Source organism: Paenibacillus sp. NPDC058367 (assembly GCF_042723305.1).
Classification (GTDB): domain Bacteria; phylum Bacillota; class Bacilli; order Paenibacillales; family Paenibacillaceae; genus Paenibacillus_AQ.
The window spans coordinates 593,486-615,514 of record NZ_JBHXIZ010000004.1 but is presented as its reverse complement, the minus strand read 5'-3'; the positions used below and the strand labels follow the sequence as shown (position 1 = coordinate 615,514).

The window sequence follows — 22,029 nt, the reverse complement described above, 5'->3', positions numbered from 1 at the left end:
ACTTGCATGTATTAGGCACGCCGCCAGCGTTCGTCCTGAGCCAGGATCAAACTCTCCAATTAGTATTGAAAAGAGCGATATGCTCATTTTGAAACTGACGATTCATTAAATGAATCTTTTAAAAATTAACGCGTTCCATTTGTTCAGTTTTCAAAGAACTTGCTCCCGGCATTTCGACATCAACTGTCTCTTGCACAGGAATTAGAGTATATCATGTTGTCGTATTTCTTGTCAACTTATTTTTTCATCGTTTGTGTTTCATTTGTTCGATGCGTCATAAGCACAAGAGATAATATACCATGCTGTTCTTATGTTTGCAAGCTTTTTTTGAAATAAAAATAATCTACGAATAAATACTTTCAAACTAGCACAAACCAACACAAATTGATTCCAATAATCCTTAATTTATGGCTAAATAGAATTTATCGTAATCCCATATATTAACTTCTAATAATACGTACGAGAGGAGTCTAAATGAAAAACAATCCATCTAGTGCTGCGGCCCAAACAAACACCAAGGACAAGGAGCTCCGTAATCTGCAGCAAGCAACAATCTATAAGATTTTGCTGGCTGTCAGCTTTGTTCATTTATTTAACGATTCTATTCAGGCAGTCATCCCTGCAATCTTTCCTATTCTCAAAGATAACTTAATGCTCTCCTTCGCTCAGATCGGGTGGATCTCCTTTGCCTTAAACATGACGTCCTCCGTTATCCAACCAGTCATTGGGTATGCGGCTGATCGTAAGCCACGTCCTATATTGTTACCACTGGGTATGTGCAGCACATTTCTAGGCGTACTTTTATTGGCTTATGCCAACAACTATATTCTTGTATTGTTTTCCGTCATGCTAATTGGCTTCGGATCTGCTACCTTTCATCCGGAAGGCATGCGTGTTGCTCATATGGCTGCCGGTCAACGGAAAGGTCTTTCGCAATCTATTTTTCAAGTCGGCGGTAACGCTGGACAATCTTTAGGACCAATGCTCACGAAATGGATATTCATTCCCTTTGGGCAGATCGGGGCTCTTGGCTTCACTATCGTTGCGGCTGCCGGAATTGCCGTACAGACCTATGTCGCTCGCTGGTATCGAGAGATGCTAGATGCGGGATATACGTTTCATAAGAAATCAACAGCTCGCGCAATCGATCCTACCCGCCGCAAAAGTATTCGAACGGCAACAATCATCCTCGTGTTCCTAGTCTTTGTAAGATCTTGGTACGGCGCTTCTATCGGCAGTTACTACGCTTTCTATTTAATGGACAAATATCAAATGACGCTTGATAAGGCCCAAATCTATATTTTTATGTATCTGGCAGCTGGAGCTGTCGGTACATTCTTTGGAGGCCCACTGGCAGACCGCTTCGGACGGCGTAATCTCATTCTTCTCTCTATGGTCGGAACAGTGCCCTTCGCACTGGCTCTACCCTTCGTGAACCAAATGTGGGCAGCTATACTCTTACTGATTGGCGGCTTCATCCTTTTGTCCAGCTTCTCTGTTACTGTAATCTATGCTCAGATGCTTTATCCAGGCAATATCGGAACAGTTTCAGGGTTAATCACTGGTCTTGCTTTTGGGCTCGGAGGAATTGGCTCCTTGGTACTCGGCAATCTGATTGACAGCATTGGAATTTCAAAAGTGTTTATAGCTTGTGGATTCCTACCTCTTTTGGGTTTCCTTGCTCTCCTGCTTCCTAGAGACGAGAAACTAGAAGAATGGGCCGCTCAATAAACATCAGTAACATCAGTAACCACTTAACGCCTTACTCATAACTGTAGAAAATAGAGCGGCAGCCTTCCCGCTGCCCTCTGTCATATAATTATCCTTATTTGTACGATCAAACCCCATCCACACTGCAGCTGTCCATTCCGAAGTATAACCAACAAACCACAAATCCCGATTAGCTTTCTTGCTCACGCCTGGCAGATCCAATTGGGTTGTTCCGGTTTTCCCCGCTACAGGTCTGTTCATTTGCGCTTTTTTGCCCGTTCCTTCATTGACAACATTACGTAACATCATCGTCATTGCCTCTGCGGTTCGCTGCGATATTACCTGCCGTGATTCGGAGAGATGTGAATACACAACCTTCCCTTTTGAATCCATTATCGTGCGTACCATATGAGCCTCATTGAATTTACCTCCATTAGCAAAGACACCATAGGCTTGTGTCATTTTAAGTGGCGATACCCCATTATGAAGCCCTCCTAAAGCTATTGATAAATGGTTATCCTCCTCTGTCAGTACAATTCCTAATTTGGCTGCGAATTGCCGTGCAGAAAAGATTCCAACCTGCTTCAAAAGCCAAACAGCTGGCGCATTTACGGATTTTTGCAGCGCTCTACTCATTGTGATTTGACCTTGATACACACCGTTCAAATTCTCAGGTACATAATTGCCATAAGCGTATTTGCGATCAGAAAGTATGCTATTCGGGCTATACTTCCCGCTCTCTAGCGCGGGTCCATAATCAATGATCGGCTTGAAGCTGGAGCCTGGCTGCCGCGCATCAATTGTAGCTCTGTTCAAGCTCCCCTCATTTTGTTCACGCCCACCAATCAGTGCCACAACTTCACCTGTACGATGATCCATTATGGTCATAGCTGCTTCCACCTGCTGATCTTTTCCGTCAGGCGGGAAAGAAGAACCCTTTAGAAAAGCCTGCTCTAGCGCCTGCTGTGCTTTAATGTTCAACCCTGTAACGATAGTGTAGCCACCCGTTCGAAGCTCCTCCACAGACTTCCCAGTGATCTGAGCCGCTTCCTTAAGCGTAGCGTCCACATAATGCACACCAATGACTTCTACTTTGTTCGCAGCGGGAGGTTGATACTTTTTATCTCTGGCCTCAAGCATTTGTTCTTTAGTAATCAGTCCTTGATCTAACATAATCTGTAGAACGAGATTCCTTCTTGTTTTGGATAATGTACTATTGTCTACCGGATTATAAATAGACGGTCCTTTAGGGATTCCCGCCAAGGTGGCGATTTGCCATATTTCTAGTTTTTTCAAATCGGATACGCCGAAGTAACGCTCCGCAGCTGCCTTTACTCCATATTGTCCACGCCCCATATAAATCTGATTAAGGTAAAGCCCTAGAATCTCTCGTTTTGATAACTGCCTCTCCAATGCAAGAGCAATGGATGCTTCGTTTAGCTTACGTATGACATTCTTGTTCCTATTCAAATAAAGATTGCGAGCTAGCTGCTGAGTAATACTACTCCCGCCCTCGGAGAGATCCATATCCACAATATTATTTAGAAAAGCGCGAGAAATTCCTTTATAATCTAATCCCTGATGCCTATAAAAGCGCCGGTCCTCCACCGCTAAAAAAGTATTTATCAATAATGCAGGCATTTCCTCCAGCTCCGCTGAATGTCTATACCCCGAGCCCGGTAAAGGGATCATTCGTAATGTCGTCCCATCCGAGGTCTTAATGATGCTCGATTCCGGCAGCTGAAGTTTATCCTCTTGCTGTTTAACCACTTGCCCGCCGTATTGAAATACGTAAAGCAAACCCACGAGCGCTATTATTATTCCAATGATACTCCCATCAAATAATAAATACCCCAGACGGAGTATCCGGGTACGCACGATCCATCTGCCATCCTTGCCTGAATGGGCTACACTTTGTTTTTTTTCGGTAACGGCATTCATGATTCTATAATCAGGTTCTCTAAGAACCGCTCCATACTACGGGCTTCAACACTCGCTGCTTCAAGAAGTGCTTGGGCTTCCATCCCATCATCCGTGTTGTCAGCCTCCTCTACCTCACGGAGAGCACGGAGAATTGCCCGAGTTCTTATCAATAAAGCTACAGCTGGTGTGTCCTGCATCGTTTCTGTTGCTACGCCTCTATTCGGAACTTCAATTCTTTGCATGCGATTCAGGTTAGCGGCGATTTGGCCTAATTCTCCTCCAGAGAGGACCTTGATTTCTTTTGTTACTCCCTTGTCTGCCAACTCTAAGGTTCCAATCAATACCGTGTGTAAATCATCGGCAATTTTCTGTGAACGGAGAATAAACAACCCACTGAAGAATAGAACAAATAGAATTATGACGCTAGGGATTGTTCCAACATGATTAATGATCCAATGGATAAGACGAACAAAAAAGACGCCTGATTTCCCCGAATAATGAGAATACAGCAAAGCAACAGCCCGCTGGACAGCAAAAAGAAAGGCAGCACTCAAAAGAGCACTCCCTATAAAAATATAAAGATAATGGATGCGAACCGTCCGAAGTTTGTGCATAGTCATCCCCTCCTTGTGCTCACAAGGATATCTTCCAAATCTTAAGAACCCGCCAAGAGTTTTCTTAAGATTCTATGAAGAATGGGAAATAGGTGATAAAATCCGTCCGAAGCGGGGAGCTTTCTACATAAATAACGCCATTGTGGCGTTCGATGATACTTTTGGAAATGGCAAGACCTAGGCCTGAACCGCCTGTATGCTGTGAACGAGACTTCTCTGCTCGATAGAATCGTTCAAAAATAAACGGAATATCACTCTCTGCGATCATCTCTCCAAAATTGCTAATGCGGATAACCGCTTCATTTCCCCTTTTACTGAAACCAATCTCCACTTTCCCGCCGCTTCTACCGTAACGGATCGCGTTCGTAATCAAATTTTCATAAGCACGAACTAATTCTTTAGGGGAAGCCTCTATCCACAACTCATCAGCTTGGTCATCGATCTCATAGGTCATTTCAGCCTTTGTTAGTTCGGGAACTGACTCTTCCGCTAGCTGCCGTATAAATGCTTTTAAATCTAATCGCTCCATAACCAGAGGGTATTCCCCACTATTTACGCGTGTATATTCAAAAAGATCGTCGATCAGTTTACGCAGCACAAGGGATTTGTTGTAGGCTATGCTCACGTAATATCGTATTTCTACTTCTTCCTGGCATCGATCTTGCTCGATATATTCCAGAAAACCGAGGACAGAGGTAAGGGGGGTTCGTAAATCGTGGGAGACACCCGTGATCAAGTCATTTTTTGCATTCACAGCTTTACGTTCCTCTTCCACAGAGTGCTGCAAACGTTCAGCCATTTCATTAATATTCTCAGCCAGCACTCCCAGCTCGTCCGTGGTTCTGACTTCAATTCGGTGCGACATCCCGGAGCTTGTGATTTCCCGAATTCCTTTGGTGATCTCCTCCAGATACAGTACTACTTTACGAGTATAGATAAAAAAGAACAGTAAAAAGCTGATAATACCAGCTGCGGTCAGCAGTGGCATAGAGCCAATATGATTAATGATCCAGCGTAAGATACGTGAATAGGGAGCCGACTCTGACACTGGATTCAGATAGATCATGAAATTAACGAGCTGGTAACCTGCAAACAGCAGTAATCCACCGGAAAGCACACTAAGCAAAAAGGCGTATATAAACTTCCAACGAATCGTAGTTATATATTTTGAATTCAAGAAGCCTCACCTAATCCTTTCAGGAAGGTCCATCTAATTTATAGCCAACTCCCCAGACGGTTTGGATATAACGGGGGCGCTTCGAATCCACTTCGATTTTGTCGCGGAGGTTACGAATATGTACCATAACAGTATTACCCCCATCTAAAAATGGTTCGTTCCACACCTTATCGTATATCTGCTCTAAGCTGAGCACTTGACCTTGGTGCCTTGCCAAAAGCTCTAAAATAGAAAATTCCCGCGGGGTCAGCTTAATCTTCTGCTGGTCTATATGTACCTCATGCTTAGACGTATCTATAGTTAAATCTTCAAAGCTAAGTTTGCTGTCACTCCCTAGGCTACTACTATCTTTATTGAAAGCGTGATAACGACGCAGTTGTGACTTAACTCGTGCCACAATCTCCAAAGGATTAAACGGCTTGCCCACGTAGTCGTCCGCTCCTATGCTAAGTCCTGAGATTTTGTCCATATCCGTATTTTTGGCTGAAAGGATAATAATCGGCATCTTCCGATCTTCACGGATCTTCATACATGCAGCTAATCCATCCATCTTAGGCATCATGACATCAAGAATGATTAGATCCACTTCTTCCTTCTGCAGACACGCCAGTGCCTCCATCCCATCATAAGCTTTAAGCAGGCGATAGCCCTCATTACAGAGGTATATCGATAACAGCTCTACAATTTCCTTCTCATCATCTACTAACAAAATCGTTTCTCTCTTCACAGGAGGGGTTTCCTTTCAAATATAGTAATAATTATCTTTAGCTTCTATATTAGCAGATCCATCGAACGTTTTTCCTCGAAAATAGATACATGTACTTAAAATCGAACGACAATAAATAGGTTACGCAAAAAAAGGGTACCACTCCACTCGTACTTAAACGAAATGGAACTGGTACCCTTTTAGAATTTAGTAAAATTATGCTTACATCTCCAGCAGTCGAATCAGCTCATCCTCATCCTCAATGACCTGAATGCCCAGCTGTTGTGCTTTGGCCAGTTTACTACCTGCCTTCTCGCCGGCAATAACCAAATCCGTCTTCTTAGATACACTTCCAGACACCTTCGCTCCGAGTGCTTCCAGACGTTCGGCGGCTTCGTCACGTGTAAGCTTTTGTAATGAACCAGTCAGCACTACCGTTTTTCCGCTAAAGAAGGAATCCGTGCTAACAGGGCGTGCGGCCTCAGGAGCTTTTGCTTCAACCCCAAGCGCCCGCAACCGAGCAACATTCGCCATGACTACAGGATCTGCGAAGAAGTTAACAATACTCTCGGCGACAATCCCGCCAATGTCTGGCAACTCGGCAAGTTCTTCCGCTTTAGCTTGCATCACAGCATCCAGATCGCGGAAATGATCAGCCAGCATCTTAGTTGTTGCTTTACCTGTGTTAGGGATTCCTAACGCAAAGAGGAATGAGGCGAGATCGCGACCTTTGCTATCCTCTAACGCTTGCAGCAAATTCTGTGCTTTTTTCTCCCCGAAACGGTTCAGCTGTACAAGCTGCTCAAAGGACAATTCATACAGATCCGCAGAATCATGAACATTAAGCTCGTCGTAGAGCTGACCTGCCGTCTTCTCACTAAACGTCTCAATATCCATCGCATCTCGTGAAGCGAAATGGGTGATCCGACTAATAATTTGCGGTCTACAGTTCAGCTTATTATTACAGAAAAGATGCGCACCGCGCATTTCTAGCGGAAATCCACAAGCCGGGCAATCCTCAGGGAAAATAATTTCTCCTCCGTCATTCTCTTCTGTTACCTTGCCGAGAATTTCCGGGATTACATCATTAGAACGCCGAATAAACACTCGTGAACCTAAGGCGAATTTCAAGTTTTTGCGCTCAATATCGCCCACATTATTTAATGTGCAATTCTGTACGGTAACTCCAGCAAGCTCTACGGCTTCAACACGAGCTAAAGGAGTCACTTTACCTGTACGTCCTACATTCCAGCTAACAGACTCAAGCACGGTCGTTGTTTCTTCAGCTTCAAATTTATAAGCCACTGCCCAGCGAGGGAACTTGTCTGTGTAACCAAGAACTTCACGAATACGGAAATCCGTTACCTTGATCACCGCTCCATCAATGAGGTAATCAAGATTTGAACGACTCTCCTCGATTCCAGCAAGCTGCTCAGTCACATCATCGAAATCATTACAGTAAGTCAGATAAGGATTAACTTTGAATTTATTATTCCGTAGAAAATCCATCATCTCCTGATGATCGGCGAACTCTACACCTTCGCCAAAACCTACATTATAGAAATATGCATTCAAACGACGTTCTGCAGTAGTCTTCGGGTTTAGATTGCGCAGTGCTCCTGCCGCCGCATTACGCGCATTCTTAAGTGGCTCTGCAGCCCGGGTATTATAATCAGCGAGCACAGATAGATTCATAATCCCTTCGCCCTGTACTTCAATGACTCCTTCTTTAAAAGGAATCGTTAATGGAACAGACTTAATGGTCTTCACCTGAGCAAGTATTCCTTCCCCAATGACACCATTACCACGCGTCGATGCCTGTTCGAGAACACCATTCCGATAGGTTAGATTCAGCGTCAAGCCATCAAACTTCAGTTCTACTGCATAACAAGGATCAGGTAGAGGGTTGCCTGGGTTCTTAAGATTGTACTCATTCACTAAGCGAAGTACCCGCGTATTCCAGCTCCGCAGCTGTTCAATATTCTGTGCTTTATCGAGACTCCAAAGCGGAGCCAGATGCCGATGCGGCGTGAAGCCCTTAAGCAGCTCTCCACCTACACGTTGTGTAGGTGAATCTGGTAGTACGAAGCCACTCTCAGCCTCCAGTGCTACAAGCTTGTCGTATAAAACATCATATTCCTTATCGCTGACTAGCGGAGCATCCAGCGTGTAATAGTGGTAATTATAATTATTTAACTCCGCAACAAGCTCTTCCATCACATGCATAGCATCCATGCAGGTACATCCCTCCGTCAATAAGTTTCCTAATGGTTAGCGTGGTCTAAATATCCGTTCGTTAATCGTTTCCTACTATTATTCCACCCTGGTAATCGGTGCAAACCCTGCAAGCAGTCGTTTTACACCCACTGGTGCCGGAAAAGCAATTTGCAGCTCCGTATCATTCCCGGTGCCCTTCACAGCTACAACGGTGCCAGTGCCCCATTTGCCATGCGAAACCTTATCACCCGCTTTGTATTCGCCAGCTGCTGCAGCCCCTGCTCCAGTAGCGCGCTGAGCGCCTCCGGAGGTTACGGTCACGCTGCTCTTGCTTGTCGCTGCTGACGCCGTACTTCCGCTGCCAATCGGCGCCGCACCAGCGGCTCCACCTCGGCCGCCGAAGTTCCCACGACTGCCGCCACTGAAGCCGCGTCCGCCATAAGCACCGCCTACCTCCGAGCCTCCACGTTGGAAGCGGTCCTGTGTCTTCGCGGTATCTTCCTTCAACTCCTCCGGAATCTCTTCAATGAAGCGGGACGGCTGATTCGCCGTCGTCCGCCCAAAGAGCGTACGCATCCGCGCGCAAGAGAGAAACAATTGTTTCTCGGCGCGGGTGATCCCTACATACGCAAGCCGGCGTTCCTCTTCGAGCTCATCGTTGTCTTGGAAGGCTCGGCTGTGCGGGAACACGCCTTCTTCCATCCCGACGATAAATACTGTTGGGAACTCCAGACCCTTGGCGCTGTGCATCGTCATCAGGACTACAGCGTCACTACGGTCCTCTTCATCATCATTCACACTATCAATATCTGCGATAAGTGCAAGATCCGTGAGGAAGGAGACAAGCGACTTGTCCTCGTTATTCTTTTCAAACTCCATCGTCACGGACAAGAACTCATCGATATTCTCTAGTCGCGAGCGAGATTCGAGAGTGTTTTCATTTTGCAGCTCCAAACGGTACTGCGACATCTCCAGTATTTTTTCCGTCAGTTCTGTTACGGACAAGAACTCCACCATACGGTGCAGAGCTTCAATCATATCGTAGAACTCTACTAGCATATTCCGCGTCCGTCCGGCAAAGCCCAAATCATCTACAGTTTGCAGTACGCGGAAAATAGAAACACCACGCTCACCAGCCGCAGCCGCCAGCTTACCAACCGTTGTATCCCCTAATCCCCGCTTAGGTACATTAATAATACGCGTCAGGCTGATATCATCATCAGGGTTAGATAACAGGCGTAAATAAGCGAGCAGATCTTTGATTTCTTTACGATCATAGAACTTAATCCCGCCTACGATTTGATACGGAATATCAGATTTAATTAGAATTTCCTCGATTACCCGTGACTGGGCATTCGTACGATACAGTATCGCATGATTCTGGTAGGCTTGACCCTGTTTCACATTTTTGCTGATTTCTCCGGTTACAAAGTAACCTTCATCATGCTCGGAGTCCGCCCGGTATACCTTAATCTTGGCGCCTTCCTCGGAATCGGTCCACAGCTTCTTCGGCTTACGTCCACTATTGAGTGCGATCACACCATTGGCTGCATTCAAGATATTAGCAGTTGAACGGTAGTTCTGCTCTAGAAGAATGGTCTTCGCTTCTGGATAGTCCTCTTCAAAATTAAGAATGTTCGTAATATCCGCTCCGCGCCAGCGATAAATCGACTGGTCACTATCCCCTACCACACAAATCCGGTGATGGCTATCAGCGAGCATACGGCACAACATATACTGCGCTCTGTTCGTATCCTGATACTCATCCACGTGGATGTATTTGAATTTCTTTTGGTAGAAATCAAGTACCTCGGGAACTTCCTTAAACAGTTCGATGGTCTTCATAATCAAATCATCAAAATCAAGCGAGTTATTGCTTCTTAGACGTCTTTGATACATCTTATATACCTTTGCAACTAAGCCTTCAAAATAATCGCCAACCTTCTGCTCATACTGCGCCGGAGTGATCAGCTCATTCTTGGATGCGCTAATGATAGCCTGCACAGCTTTTGGTTCGAATTTCTTCGTATCAATATTCAGTTCCTTCATACAGTTACGTATTACGGATAACTGATCTGTAGAGTCCAGAATGGAAAAGTTGGAGGTAAAACCAATCCGCTCGATATCCTTCCGCAAAATCCGAACACACATAGAGTGAAAGGTGGATACCCAGATATCTCTTCCCTCAGGTCCGACAAGCTTAGATACACGTTCCTGCATTTCCCGCGCGGCTTTATTCGTAAATGTAATCGCCAAAATCGCCCAAGGCGGCGCCTTTCGATTTGCAATCAGCCAGGCGATTCTGTGAGTCAACACTCTCGTCTTCCCACTGCCCGCACCAGCCATAATCAAAAGTGGTCCTTCAGTAGTTTCGACAGCCTGTCTTTGCGGAGGATTCAGTCGACTTACTGCGTCTTGTATGCTAATAAGTTGCATGTGTAACATGCTCCTTTCTAAATATAAAATCACCAATCATAAGTAGTCCTAAAAATAACCACTAAGCATAAACGCCTTTGGCGTCCTTATAAGGACGGTAAGTGTTTATGCGAAAAATATAAGGATAATGTATAACGTGAAATATAATTTAATCGAATTTCTCTTGTACTGTCTTTTTTACAGCCGCAACTGTTAGCAGTGCCTGCTGTACATCACTATAAATAATATTGCCGACCACTACTGTATCACATAGAGCTGCTGCCTGCTCGGCTTCCGCCTCACAAGTAATGCCCCCACCATAAAAAAGTTGGGCGTGATCCACCATTTCGCGTACTGTCCGCACAGTATCCATATCCCCGAACCTACCGCTGTATTCAAGATAAACAATCGGCAGTGACATCAGCCTGTCCGCAACCTGAGCATAAGCAGCCGCTTCTTCAGCATCAATGGCCGTCTCAGCCCCTGTAATCCGTGCAACTGAAGAGGCACTATTCAGCACAATATAACCTTCCGTAAGAAGCGAATCCCATGGAATCATAAATCCATAGCGTTCAATAGCTCGGCGATGATGGCCTACAATCCAGGCTGGATCAGGCGTATTAAGCACCATAGGGATCATATAAAGCTCAAAACCGGGAACAGCAGCTTCAAGTTCGGATACCTCAAGTGCACAAGGTAACTCAAACTGTTTTACTCTTGCTAGGAGATCCACTGTATTCTCATAGGTTACTCCTGTTGAGCCCCCTATCAGTATGGCATCCGTGCCAGATAAGCAAACGGCCTCCAAATCCTCATCTGAAATCATCCGGTCAGGGTCTAGCTTAAATACATGCCGCCAAGGTTTGATCATTTGCTGCACTGATTTCATGAGAATCATCCTTAATAGTCATTTGGGCAAGACAAAGACACTCCTGCCGCCGCAAAAGATATAGATCTAGTCTATTCCAGCACAGCAGGTGTGTCAATTTAAAGCGAACAAAAATGCGAACATTTTTTCGTATTTTTTAATGGTAATAAGTAGTCTAAGATTTCAACGTACACCTGAGATGTTAATCAAATCCTCTTCGGGTACAAAATCAGTGTAAAAACCATCCACGCCCATACGGGCCAGTCCCCTAATTTCAGCTTCTTCATTTACTGTATGAACATATACACGAGCGCCAGCCTTCTTCAGCTTTTTAACAAAGCTCTTGGTGGCTCGGCCAACTGGCATGGTAATATCCACACCTGTTTTATTAACAAACTCAATAACTTGTTCATCCGTATCCTTGGATTGGTACAGAGTGTAAAGCACTTCTGGAAAAGAATACACCTTATTGATCTCATCAAGCATCGACTGATTATATATTTGTGGAACAATCCGATCTAATATGGCTGGATCCCGGCGCTGCGCCGCTTCTACCAACAATGTAAATTGTTTATTTATAAGTTCAGGTTTGATTTCTTTCGTATCGGTCACGATATAAGCATCTGGATAATGCTGCATCAGATCAAGCAACTTCTCGACATCGATCGGGGAGTATATATTCAGGATTGGACTGTCCATGAATTCCTTAAAATCTAGTACCACCCCTTGTTTATTAGCAGGGAGAACATCCAACTGACCTAAAAGCTTGCTCATATTGCCTGACCACTCATGCCTACCTACTAGCTGATCATCAGCCGATAATAATAAGTCTACTTCAAATACGCGAGTTCCCTGTGCATAATTAGCAACAAATGCTTCAAAAGCATTGGTGTATGTATGGCCGTTAATGCCACCCATGGCATGTGCTACGACCTTGTGAGCTTCAAAGCCACTTGCAGGCTGCTTGTCTTCATTACTAAAAGCGATTACAAGTAACATAATAAGAGCTCCAATTACAATCACGGTTGCAACAATCTTTTTCTTATCCATAGTTGAGAGTTTCCTTTGCGAAGTTTAGATTATAAAACAATAGATAAACAATACCCCGCTCTACCATAGGTAGAAACGGGGATCGTATAAAAGTTTAATAAATCCAAAATAAGTGCAGGAATCAATAAGCATTTTTGTTGACGAAGCCGTTGCGAATCGTTTTGAAAATAATTCGAATGTCGAACAGTAAAGACCAGTTCTCGATATAGAAAATATCGTGTTTGATCCGCTCCTCGATGGAAGTATCACCGCGAAGTCCATTGCTCTGTGCCCAACCTGTGATTCCAGGTCGTACATGGTGTTTTACCATATACTTTGGAATTTCATCACGGAACTGTTCCACATAATATGGGCGTTCTGGTCGAGGTCCCACCACACTCATATGTCCCAGCAACACATTAAAAAATTGCGGAAGCTCATCCAGACTTGTCTTACGGATAAAGGTCCCAAATCTTGTTCTACGAGGATCTTCCCGCGTACTCCAGCCTGTATCCTCTTCACCATCCTGCTGCATCTTCATGGAGCGGAACTTATACATCATAAAATTACGACGGTTCAAACCCACACGTTCCTGCCGGAATATAATCGGTCCCGGAGAGGTCAGTCGGACACCAAGAGCCACGATTAGCATCACTGGTGAGATCATAATAATTGCGAACAAAGAGAACACAATATCAAACAATCGTTTTGCCATCTTATTACCCGTCATATCTAGTGGAATATCACGAACATTAATCATTGGCATGCCTGCAAAGTTATCAAAGTAAGGGCGGGCTGGTAAGTAGTCGAAAAAGTCAGGGATAATCAATGTGCGTACACCTGCTTTTTCACAGGCCGCAATAATTGAAGGATACTTCGAATGGGCATCAAGTGGCAGCGCAAGTATAACCTCATCCACAGGCAGCATCTCTAGCATTCCAGACAACTGGTCAACTGTTCCAAGAATCGGTTTATATCGTTGTTCTTCAATTCCATCCCAAGTATGATAGTCATCCAAGAAGCCAATCGCTTCATATCCAAGCTCAGGGTATTGCTCTAGATTATTGTAGAATCTTTTGCCTAGCGTACCTGCACCGATGATAAGTACAAACTGTCGGTTGAAGCCTTTTTCGCGAAAAGATTTAAGCATCTTCTTCAGTACATAACGGTACAGCATAATAGAAAGAATGTTCAATCCCATGTAAAGAGCTAGATATGTTCGGGAGATATTTATTTCTTTCACGAAAAACATCAGACCGAGCAGAATGAAAATGCCCATAATATGCACTTGGAAAATCTTAATGAATTCATCGACAAACCGTTTCTTACGCTTCGGCAAATACAGCGACAGCAGTATACCGACTAACACTGCAATTCCGCCATAAATCATACTCCAGTAAGCGTACGACTCTACAGGCAACGGGTTTTCGTACTCCATCCAACCACTTCTAAACTTTAGCCACCAGGCTATAAGGAAGGACAGCTGGATGACAAGAAAGTCAGCCACCATATAGAGCTGTGTCAAAAATTTCTGATTACGCCGAATCATAAATTCACCTCAGTATTCTTTTCGTTACGTGCACCTGTTTCATTAACGGAGTTAAGACTCTGAGCAGGTGATGGGACTGTTTTAGGCGAAGTTAAGGCATTCCGCAAAAGCGAAAGTGCGAACTTCACACCTACGCCGGCATATACTGTTCCATTTATCATACTGTTGTACTTCTTACTATAATGCTTACGATGAAATAAAATCATTGCCCGGTGGAATTCATAGACGATCTTAAACGGTCTGCGTCTGGCGCTACCGCCTTTAAGATGCACAATAGCAGTCTTCGGATAATAATAAATCTCCCAACCAGCCTCTTTAATACGATAACACCAATCTAAATCCTCGCCGTACATAAAGAACTCTTCATCTAATCCACCCACCTGGTTAATCGTCTCCCGCCGCAGCAGCATAAACGCACCAACCAGACAATCTATCGGGTAATCAAGATCAGGGTCCAGATAACCTAACTGGTAACCGTTAAACCTCGGACGATCCGGAAATAGCTTACTAAATCCAAAAGCATAATAGAACGAAGCAGACGGTGTAGGAAACCCCCGCTTGCAAGCTTTATCCAGCGAGCCATCCGGTAAAATAATCTTGCACCCTGACGCTCCTACATCAGGCCGACTATCCATAAAGGAGATCATCGTCTCTAGCGTATCCTTACGTACCACCGTATCTGAATTCAGCAGCAGCACATACCGTCCGGATGAAGCTTCCATCCCCTGATTATTAGCACGGGCAAAACCGACATTGTCGTTATTTGCGATCAACATTACACCTGGAAACTCTCTACTAATCTTCTCTACCGAATCATCATTGGAATTGTTGTCTATTAAAATAATCTCATAGGAATAGTTCGTTGCTGAGTCATACACCGACCTGAGACAATCCATCGTCAGGCGACACGTGTTGTAATTAACAATAAGTATGCTTACATCTACATTCACTGCGTAACGCTCCTGACAAATATAGTAATCTACCGACAATAATTATAACATAAAACCTCCCTGAGAGGAGGTGACGTTTCAGGGAGGTTTTTCCAGATGCGGTTTAGCTTTTGTGTTTTTTTCTCTCTTTTATCGCGGCTTGTATATACTCCCGCTTCTTTTTTAACGCAGGGAGCTGAGTAAAAAAGGACTTCCACGCTGTAATTAACTGTGGCTCTCTCAGAAGCATATAACCATGAGCTGCAATTTCATAGGGGAGAGAAATGAAGATTGTTTTCAGCAAAGTTCGAGTCGGTTCATTCTTGTAGATCATTTTGTAGCGGTTAATGTAAGATATTCGTCGGATGAACAACGGCTTAGTGTTACGACCAGACGTTTTCCAGCCACGTTCGTGATACCCGATCGCCTCAGCATCATAATATCCCTGCCAGCCAAATAACTCCGCCCTCCAAGCCACATCCACATCTTCCTTATAGGCAAAAAAGTCTGCATCAAAAAACTCGCCATCAACACTTATGTCGTCGATCATCCGTCGGGAATACATCGCAGCCGCTCCAGATACACCGAATACAGAACCCGATTGCGTCCATTGGTCAGCTGGCTCACCCGCACCGCGATCAAATGCACGGCGTACTCTGTTCATAAGGAGACCTGTGCTGTCTACCAGCCCATGATCTGCCTTTAGCAAAAGCTTGCCTGTGGCGCTGCCAATCTGCGGATTATTCTCCATCTGTGTGATTAGTCTGGAAATATAGTCTGGAGCCAGCGTAAGGTCAGGGTTAAGGACGAGCACGTAATCTGTTTCCGTAGCGGCAATCGCTTGATTGTGGGCTGGGGCGAAGCCTGTGTTAAGCTCATTCTCCAGAAGGTCAATTGTTGGATATTGCTTTATCTCCCTTGCGGAGTTCATAGCTTCATGCCCCACCAAGAATGCAGCGGGTGAGTCCGAGTTAAACTGGTGATAGAACGTTCTGACCTTATCCGCCGAACCATCAGTTGAAGCGTTGTCCACTACGACAATTTTTTTGACCAAATAGTCCTGTGCCATTACTGCCTCTATACAATCTATGATGTCATCAGCACTATTATAGGTGACGATATGTACACTTACTGTTTTGTTATTCATGAGTATCCTCGACTTTGTAATTTCTTGTTAACTACACACTCCCTTCTTATTATAACGAAAGAATACAAAAAACTCCCGTATCGTTATAACCGATTTAGGAGTTTCAATTGCTACTATCTTATTCTTTTAGCTCTAAGAGGAAATCTCTCAGGCCCTCACGCCAAGGTCGAATATCCTCAAATCCATTCGTACGTATCGACAGATGCTCCATCACCGAATTCCGAGGACGTGGTGCAGGTCTCGGGAACTGTTCTGTAGCACACGGTTCAAGCTTAGCGGTAAATCTCAAACCTAAAACTTCCTCAGCCTCTGCAAAAATTGCCTGTGTAAATTCAAACCAAGTACATGAGTCGCTATTTGACGCATGGTATACACCATACTTCTCAGTTTGGATAAGCTCAAGCAAGAAACGAGCTAAATCAACTGTATAGGTAGGCGAACCCTTTTGGTCATCGACTACTTGAAGCATTGGCTTTTCTTGACCAAGCTTTAGCATTGTTTTGACAAAGTTATTCCCGTATTTACCATACACCCATGATGTGCGTACGATGAAATACTTAGAGGAAAGGGATTGAACTAACACTTCACCCGCACGTTTCGATTTACCATATATACTCTTAGGGTCTGTATTATCATACTCATGGTAAGGCTGTACTCCCAAACCATCAAATACATAATCCGTACTAATGTACACCAGCTTAGCTCCAGCTTTTTCAGAAGCTAGCGCTACGTTTCGACTGCCCGTTGCATTAATTAAATAAGCTGCATCGATGTCACTTTCTGCCGCATCTACTGCTGTATGCGCAGCACAATGAATGACAGCATCCGGTCCAAACTCACCAATAACCTGGATACACTGATCCAGATCGGTGATATCCATCTCTTGACGGTCGCAGCCCATCACTTGGTGACCTTGATGCTGGAGTAGTAAAACTACGTCCTGGCCTAGTTGTCCGGCCGCGCCTGTAACAAGTACCTTCAGTTGAGCCATTATAGAGATTCTCCCAAACGATCGCCATATTGTAATTCAGCGTACTTCTGGTATTCCCCAGATTGAATGCGAGTCCACCATTCGCGGTTATTGAGATACCATTGGATGGTTTCTTTAATACCTGTTTCAAACGTATGCTTCGGCTTCCATCCCAGTTCGTTCATAATCTTGGTAGGATCAATTCCATAGCGGCGATCATGACCCGGACGGTCTTGAACATAAGTAATCAGTGAATCAGGTTTGCCTAGTTCCTGCAATACCGTGTTTACAATATGCACATTCGTACGCTCGTTATTGCCACCTATGTTGTAAACTTCTCCATTCACACCTTCATGAATAACTAAATCAATCGCGCTGCAGTGATCCTCAACATACAACCAGTCACGGATATTCATCCCATCGCCATATACAGGCAACGCTTGATCCGCAAGTGCGCGGGAGATCATCAGCGGAATAAGTTTTTCCGGGAATTGGTACGGACCATAATTGTTGGAGCAGCGGGTAATGTTCACTGGCAGTCCGAATGTCTCATGGTATGCACGTACAAGCAAGTCGCCACCTGCTTTACTAGCGGAATAAGGACTATTCGGAGTCAAAGGAGTCTCCTCAGTAAACAACCCGGTTGCTCCAAGTGATCCGTATACCTCATCCGTAGAAACCTGAACGAACTTAGTGACATCGTACTTTTTCGCCGCATCCAAAAGCACTTGTGTTCCAAGCACGTTCGTCTTTACAAACACTTCAGGCTCCAAAATACTCCGATCCACATGCGATTCAGCAGCAAAATTCACCACTACATCAACACCTCGGCTAAACAAAGCATCCATTGCCTGTACATCTGTAATGTCTGCTTTTACGAACTTGTGGTTCGGATGATTTTCAATTGATTTCAAATTCTCCAAATTACCTGCATACGTCAACGCGTCTACGTTAACGATTTGATAATCAGGATGTTGTTGCAGCATGTATAATACAAAGTTGCTGCCGATAAATCCGGCTCCACCGGTAACTAGCAGTTTCATTTATAGCCCACCTTTTGTTCAATGAAATGTTATGTTTATAATTCGAAGTTAAGTTCCGCGTCCATCAGTACAGGATGACGTTGATCTTTATCCGATAATATCGGACTAGAAGTCGGCCAATCAATACCTAACGCTGGATCATTCCATAATATGCCGCGATCATTCTCAGGGGAATAATATTCGTCCACCTTGTATAACACTTGGGTATTAGGGACCAACGTGCAGAAGCCATGCGCAAAGCCTTTAGGTACAAGCAGTTGGCGTTTGTTATATTCGCTAAGTATTACTCCGACCCATTGACCAAATGTAGGAGAATTACGACGAATATCTACGATTACATCATAAATAGCGCCGGTTAAGACACGAATTAACTTTGTTTGGGCCTTTGGGTTCAACTGGTAGTGTAGACCACGCAGGACACCAACCTCTGCAGAGAGGGATTGATTGTCTTGGATGAATTTGTTGTTTACGCCGAGCTTATGCATGGTTTCTTCATTGTAGCTTTCCATGAAAAATCCACGGTTGTCACCGTGGACTACAGGTTCTAAAATGCTCGCACCTTGTAGTTGTAAGGGTGTGACTTTCATATTGCAAAACTCCTTCACATCTAAAGTTTCAGTTTTCCGAATTCTTCACCAAATAGAAGGTCTTGAGCCAAGTTATGCGCTTTAGCTAATGAGGCATGTGTACCTGCATCCGTCCACCAGCCTTGAAGAACATCAAAGGTCAACTCTCCACGTTTAATATATGCATTATTAACATCAGTAATCTCTAACTCTCCACGTGCAGAAGGTGTAATTGTTTTGATAATATTAAACACTTCACTATCGAACATGTAGATCCCTGTTACTGCATAACCAGACTTGGGCTCACTGGGCTTCTCTTCAATAGATAGAATCTGATTACCATCTAATTCTGGCACACCAAAACGCTTAGGATCAGGAACCTCCTGAATCAATATCTTAGCACCTGTCTTTTGCTCACGGAAATTACGTACATAAGGAGCGATATCATCAGCAAACACATTATCACCAAGGATAACGATCATTTGATCATCCCCGACGAATTGCTCTGCCAAGTCCAAAGCCTGCGCAATTCCGCCTGCCTCATCTTGTACTTTGTAAGTAAAGCTAACACCCATTTCATGTCCGCTACCTAATAGATTAACTACATCGCCCATATGTTCTTTACCAGTAACGATCAGAATATCTGTTACATCAGCCTGCTTCAATTTATGAACGGAATGAAAAATCATTGGGTATTTGCCTACGGGAAGAAGATGTTTGTTGGTGACCTTTGTTAAAGGGTATAAGCGCGAGCCTGTACCTCCTGCTAGGATTATGCCTTTCATATGTGTTACCTCCGATTCAGGATTTAAATAAATCCGAAAATGATATATTATACTGCTTTATCCACTCTTTAATTTGTTTATTATCAACTTTTTTTAATTTATTAATTTCTGATCTCTTTCTCATCATAACCAAAAATTTACCCCATACATCTTTGTGCGCTTTGAATAAAGTTAGAAACAGATCCTTTTTTGAAGAATTGTTCATCAACTCGTTAGTGGCCCCCTTCTCTTTATACATATTAACCAATTGATATAGATAAAGTCTCAATGTATAAATTGGATTCATTAGTAAAAGAGATGTTGGGTAGTTTTTTATAACAAACCAGTAATGATTACGTTCTACTAAATAAGTTTTAAAAAGAGAATACTTTCCTGCCGATGCAGAGTATCTATGATGAACAATCGCTTCGCTTACATAAAAGCATTTCCAACCAGCAATTTGTAGACGAAATCCTAAATCTGTATCTTCACAATAGCAAAAAAAGTCCTCATCAAATAATCCTACTTCATCTAATGCACTCTTTCTGTAAATAGCAGCACATCCACTCGGTATAAGTATAGATTCTGAATGATTATATTTCAAAATGTTCTCATTTCTACCCCTGCCTCTTGACATACCACTAACATTTACAAGTAGGCCTGCTGAATCCATGACATCAGGATCATAATGTGAAATTATCTTACAACCACAACTTCCAAGGTCTTGATTTTCTTCAAGCACTGTAACTAAATTCCCCAACCAATCTGAGTCAGCTCTAGCATCATTATTTAATAAAGCGATATACTCACCATTTGCACACTTTATTGCTTCATTATTTCCTTTTGCAAATCCTAAATTTTCTTTGGATTCTATTAGTTTAACAAAAGGATATTTTTTAATTAATTGAACTGAGTCATCTTTAGAGTTATTATCAAGCATTACTATTTCCCATTCTTTGTAAGTCTGATGCATAACTGATTCGATACATTCCTCTATAAATTCTGCTCCGTTATAGTTCACTATAATTATTGATACAAGTCTATTCATTTTCCACCTTCTAATTGATGAGATTTTCTTTGTTTCAAAACAGAAATACTATACGGCAGAAGAGGAATTGCAAATATTAATAATATTGCGTAGGTCAAAAACTTACTCGCAAGAATTGGAGAAATAACAACTATTGTTGTGTATCCTAATATATGCAATACAGTTAACATTGTTATTTCAGTGCTCCCCTGCCCCCCAGGAATCATGCTTATAACACCTATAATCATTCCAAAGGAATGTGCAATAATTACTTTTGATAAAGTTATTTCTACGTTGAATGCGTGAAATATTAGATAAAGGTATGTGTATTCTAGGATAATAGCAAGCAAAGAACATGAAATAATAGTTAACCCTAATTTCTGATTTCTAAAAGGAATAAGGAGGCTCTGAAAAATATTGGATATTATCTTTTTAAATTTCAAATAAAAAAACTTTTTCAATAATAACAATATCAATACAGCTAAAAAAATTGCTCCCAGTATAATGAAAATTTGAGATTTCCCATTAATCTGTTTGAATTTATCTGTAACAAACGAAAATAACTGTTTATTAAAGAAAAATATAGAGATTATTGAGTATAGTAAAACAAATATTAATTCGATTATTTTATCTAAAAATAGAACAGGTAAAACCTTTGAAATATCCAGTGTATATTTTAACTTCAAATACGCTGAAATTAAAAGTTCCCCTGCTCTTCCAGGTATAAAAGCGCCCATTAATTGGCTAGATGCCGTTAATGATACCGTTTCTTTGAACTTAATTTTTGTATAGACATTAATTATACTATTCATTTTTAAAGAGCGTAAAACTAGTACCATTGAATATGTGAAAAAAGCGAGAATAAAATAAATATAATTTATATCCTGAAATCCCCATTTCACAAACATCACTACACCGATTATACCCAAACAAAACAATGCACTATATAAGAGTTTCTTTTTATTCAATATCCCATTCTTCTCTCTTATTAAAATTCTCTTTTAGATCCTTTTCTTTTGATTCCATGTTATTAAATTGATGCTTCAATAAACCGATTTCTTGAGACATTTGACGCATTTTGGATGATAGAGTTGAAATTGAAATACTAATACTAAATATGATAATTAAACAGCATAATATCCCCAGTAGAAAAACAAAATTGGAAGGATCTTGAAAACCAAAAAAGTCGGTAAATAAGAATGCTATTTGTGGAAATACTGCCACGATTATCATAATTAATACAACAAATATCCACAAAAGAGCGTATTTGAGTTGTAATTCAAACTTTTTTATCATATTAATTAGCAATAATAAAAAAAGCAGGGATAATACGATTAGGAAAAGTTGTAACTTTAATGGAAACATTCGACACACC

Annotated in this window: 19 protein-coding genes and 1 rRNA gene; 1 reads left to right on the top strand and 19 read right to left on the bottom strand. The window is 42.7% G+C overall.

Features of this window, described 5'->3' with window-relative positions:
- Positions 1-62, bottom strand: a 16S ribosomal RNA gene (locus ACFWMP_RS23295); the annotation flags it as partial.
- A 412-nt stretch (positions 63-474) separates the two neighbouring features.
- Between ACFWMP_RS23295 and ACFWMP_RS23290 the strand changes: the two genes are divergently transcribed.
- Positions 475-1,731, top strand: a complete 1,257-nt coding sequence (locus tag ACFWMP_RS23290; protein ID WP_052404440.1) for an MFS transporter — start codon at positions 475-477, stop codon at positions 1,729-1,731.
- Between the two features lie 12 nt (positions 1,732-1,743).
- On the opposite strand, the gene ACFWMP_RS23285 is transcribed toward ACFWMP_RS23290, so the two are convergent.
- The 18 genes from ACFWMP_RS23285 to ACFWMP_RS23200 all read right to left on the bottom strand — a co-directional run bounded on the left by ACFWMP_RS23285 (position 1,744) and on the right by ACFWMP_RS23200 (position 22,019).
- Positions 1,744-3,651 carry a transglycosylase domain-containing protein gene (locus ACFWMP_RS23285; protein ID WP_379424811.1) on the bottom strand — a complete coding sequence of 636 codons (1,908 nt, stop codon included), beginning with the start codon at positions 3,649-3,651 and terminating at the stop codon, positions 1,744-1,746.
- On the bottom strand, positions 3,648-4,247 hold the full coding sequence (locus ACFWMP_RS23280) for a hypothetical protein (protein ID WP_379424810.1): 600 nt from the start codon (positions 4,245-4,247) through the stop codon (positions 3,648-3,650). Before ACFWMP_RS23280 ends, ACFWMP_RS23285 begins: the two co-directional genes overlap by 4 nt.
- Before the next feature lie 64 nt (positions 4,248-4,311).
- Complete coding sequence (locus tag ACFWMP_RS23275) at positions 4,312-5,424, bottom strand: sensor histidine kinase (protein ID WP_379424809.1); 1,113 nt, start codon at positions 5,422-5,424, stop codon at positions 4,312-4,314.
- A 19-nt stretch (positions 5,425-5,443) separates the two neighbouring features.
- A complete protein-coding gene (locus tag ACFWMP_RS23270) occupies positions 5,444-6,151 on the bottom strand; it encodes a response regulator transcription factor (RefSeq protein WP_339267440.1) in 708 nt (235 codons plus the stop codon).
- A 201-nt stretch (positions 6,152-6,352) separates the two neighbouring features.
- Positions 6,353-8,365, bottom strand: coding sequence for an NAD-dependent DNA ligase LigA (ligA, locus tag ACFWMP_RS23265; RefSeq protein ID WP_379424808.1), 2,013 nt, complete (start codon positions 8,363-8,365; stop codon positions 6,353-6,355).
- A gap of 78 nt (positions 8,366-8,443) precedes the next feature.
- Positions 8,444-10,783 (bottom strand): DNA helicase PcrA, encoded by a 2,340-nt coding sequence (gene pcrA, locus ACFWMP_RS23260; protein WP_076297846.1) that lies wholly within the window; start codon positions 10,781-10,783, stop codon positions 8,444-8,446.
- A 148-nt stretch (positions 10,784-10,931) separates the two neighbouring features.
- Positions 10,932-11,651 carry a heptaprenylglyceryl phosphate synthase gene (pcrB, locus tag ACFWMP_RS23255; protein ID WP_379424807.1) on the bottom strand — a complete coding sequence of 240 codons (720 nt, stop codon included), beginning with the start codon at positions 11,649-11,651 and terminating at the stop codon, positions 10,932-10,934.
- Between the two features lie 162 nt (positions 11,652-11,813).
- Positions 11,814-12,680, bottom strand: coding sequence for a phosphatidylinositol-specific phospholipase C/glycerophosphodiester phosphodiesterase family protein (locus ACFWMP_RS23250; RefSeq protein WP_379424806.1), 867 nt, complete (start codon positions 12,678-12,680; stop codon positions 11,814-11,816).
- A 121-nt stretch (positions 12,681-12,801) separates the two neighbouring features.
- A complete protein-coding gene (locus tag ACFWMP_RS23245) occupies positions 12,802-14,208 on the bottom strand; it encodes an undecaprenyl-phosphate glucose phosphotransferase (protein ID WP_076286915.1) in 1,407 nt (468 codons plus the stop codon).
- Positions 14,205-15,104 carry a glycosyltransferase family 2 protein gene (locus ACFWMP_RS23240; RefSeq protein ID WP_379424823.1) on the bottom strand — a complete coding sequence of 300 codons (900 nt, stop codon included), beginning with the start codon at positions 15,102-15,104 and terminating at the stop codon, positions 14,205-14,207. The genes ACFWMP_RS23245 and ACFWMP_RS23240 overlap by 4 nt, the downstream gene beginning before the upstream one ends.
- A 157-nt stretch (positions 15,105-15,261) precedes the next feature.
- Complete coding sequence (locus ACFWMP_RS23235; protein ID WP_379424805.1) at positions 15,262-16,284, bottom strand: glycosyltransferase family 2 protein; 1,023 nt, start codon at positions 16,282-16,284, stop codon at positions 15,262-15,264.
- Positions 16,285-16,402: 118 nt separating this feature from the next.
- Positions 16,403-17,266 (bottom strand): dTDP-4-dehydrorhamnose reductase, encoded by an 864-nt coding sequence (gene rfbD / locus ACFWMP_RS23230; RefSeq protein WP_379424822.1) that lies wholly within the window; start codon positions 17,264-17,266, stop codon positions 16,403-16,405.
- An 8-nt stretch (positions 17,267-17,274) separates the two neighbouring features.
- Entirely contained in the window at positions 17,275-18,297 is a 1,023-nt protein-coding gene (gene rfbB, locus ACFWMP_RS23225; RefSeq protein WP_379424804.1) for a dTDP-glucose 4,6-dehydratase, read from the bottom strand.
- Positions 18,298-18,332: 35 nt separating this feature from the next.
- The gene (gene rfbC, locus ACFWMP_RS23220) at positions 18,333-18,884 is read right to left on the bottom strand and encodes a dTDP-4-dehydrorhamnose 3,5-epimerase (protein ID WP_379424803.1); all 552 of its coding nucleotides are present in this window, start codon (positions 18,882-18,884) and stop codon (positions 18,333-18,335) included.
- Positions 18,885-18,904: 20 nt separating this feature from the next.
- A complete protein-coding gene (locus tag ACFWMP_RS23215; RefSeq protein WP_379424802.1) occupies positions 18,905-19,648 on the bottom strand; it encodes a sugar phosphate nucleotidyltransferase in 744 nt (247 codons plus the stop codon).
- A gap of 16 nt (positions 19,649-19,664) precedes the next feature.
- Positions 19,665-20,675 (bottom strand): glycosyltransferase family 2 protein, encoded by a 1,011-nt coding sequence (locus tag ACFWMP_RS23210; protein ID WP_379424801.1) that lies wholly within the window; start codon positions 20,673-20,675, stop codon positions 19,665-19,667.
- The gene (locus ACFWMP_RS23205; RefSeq protein ID WP_379424800.1) at positions 20,672-21,622 is read right to left on the bottom strand and encodes a lysylphosphatidylglycerol synthase transmembrane domain-containing protein; all 951 of its coding nucleotides are present in this window, start codon (positions 21,620-21,622) and stop codon (positions 20,672-20,674) included. The genes ACFWMP_RS23210 and ACFWMP_RS23205 overlap by 4 nt, the downstream gene beginning before the upstream one ends.
- Positions 21,615-22,019 carry a DUF2304 domain-containing protein gene (locus ACFWMP_RS23200; RefSeq protein ID WP_379424799.1) on the bottom strand — a complete coding sequence of 135 codons (405 nt, stop codon included), beginning with the start codon at positions 22,017-22,019 and terminating at the stop codon, positions 21,615-21,617. Before ACFWMP_RS23200 ends, ACFWMP_RS23205 begins: the two co-directional genes overlap by 8 nt.
- Positions 22,020-22,029 lie beyond the last annotated feature (10 nt).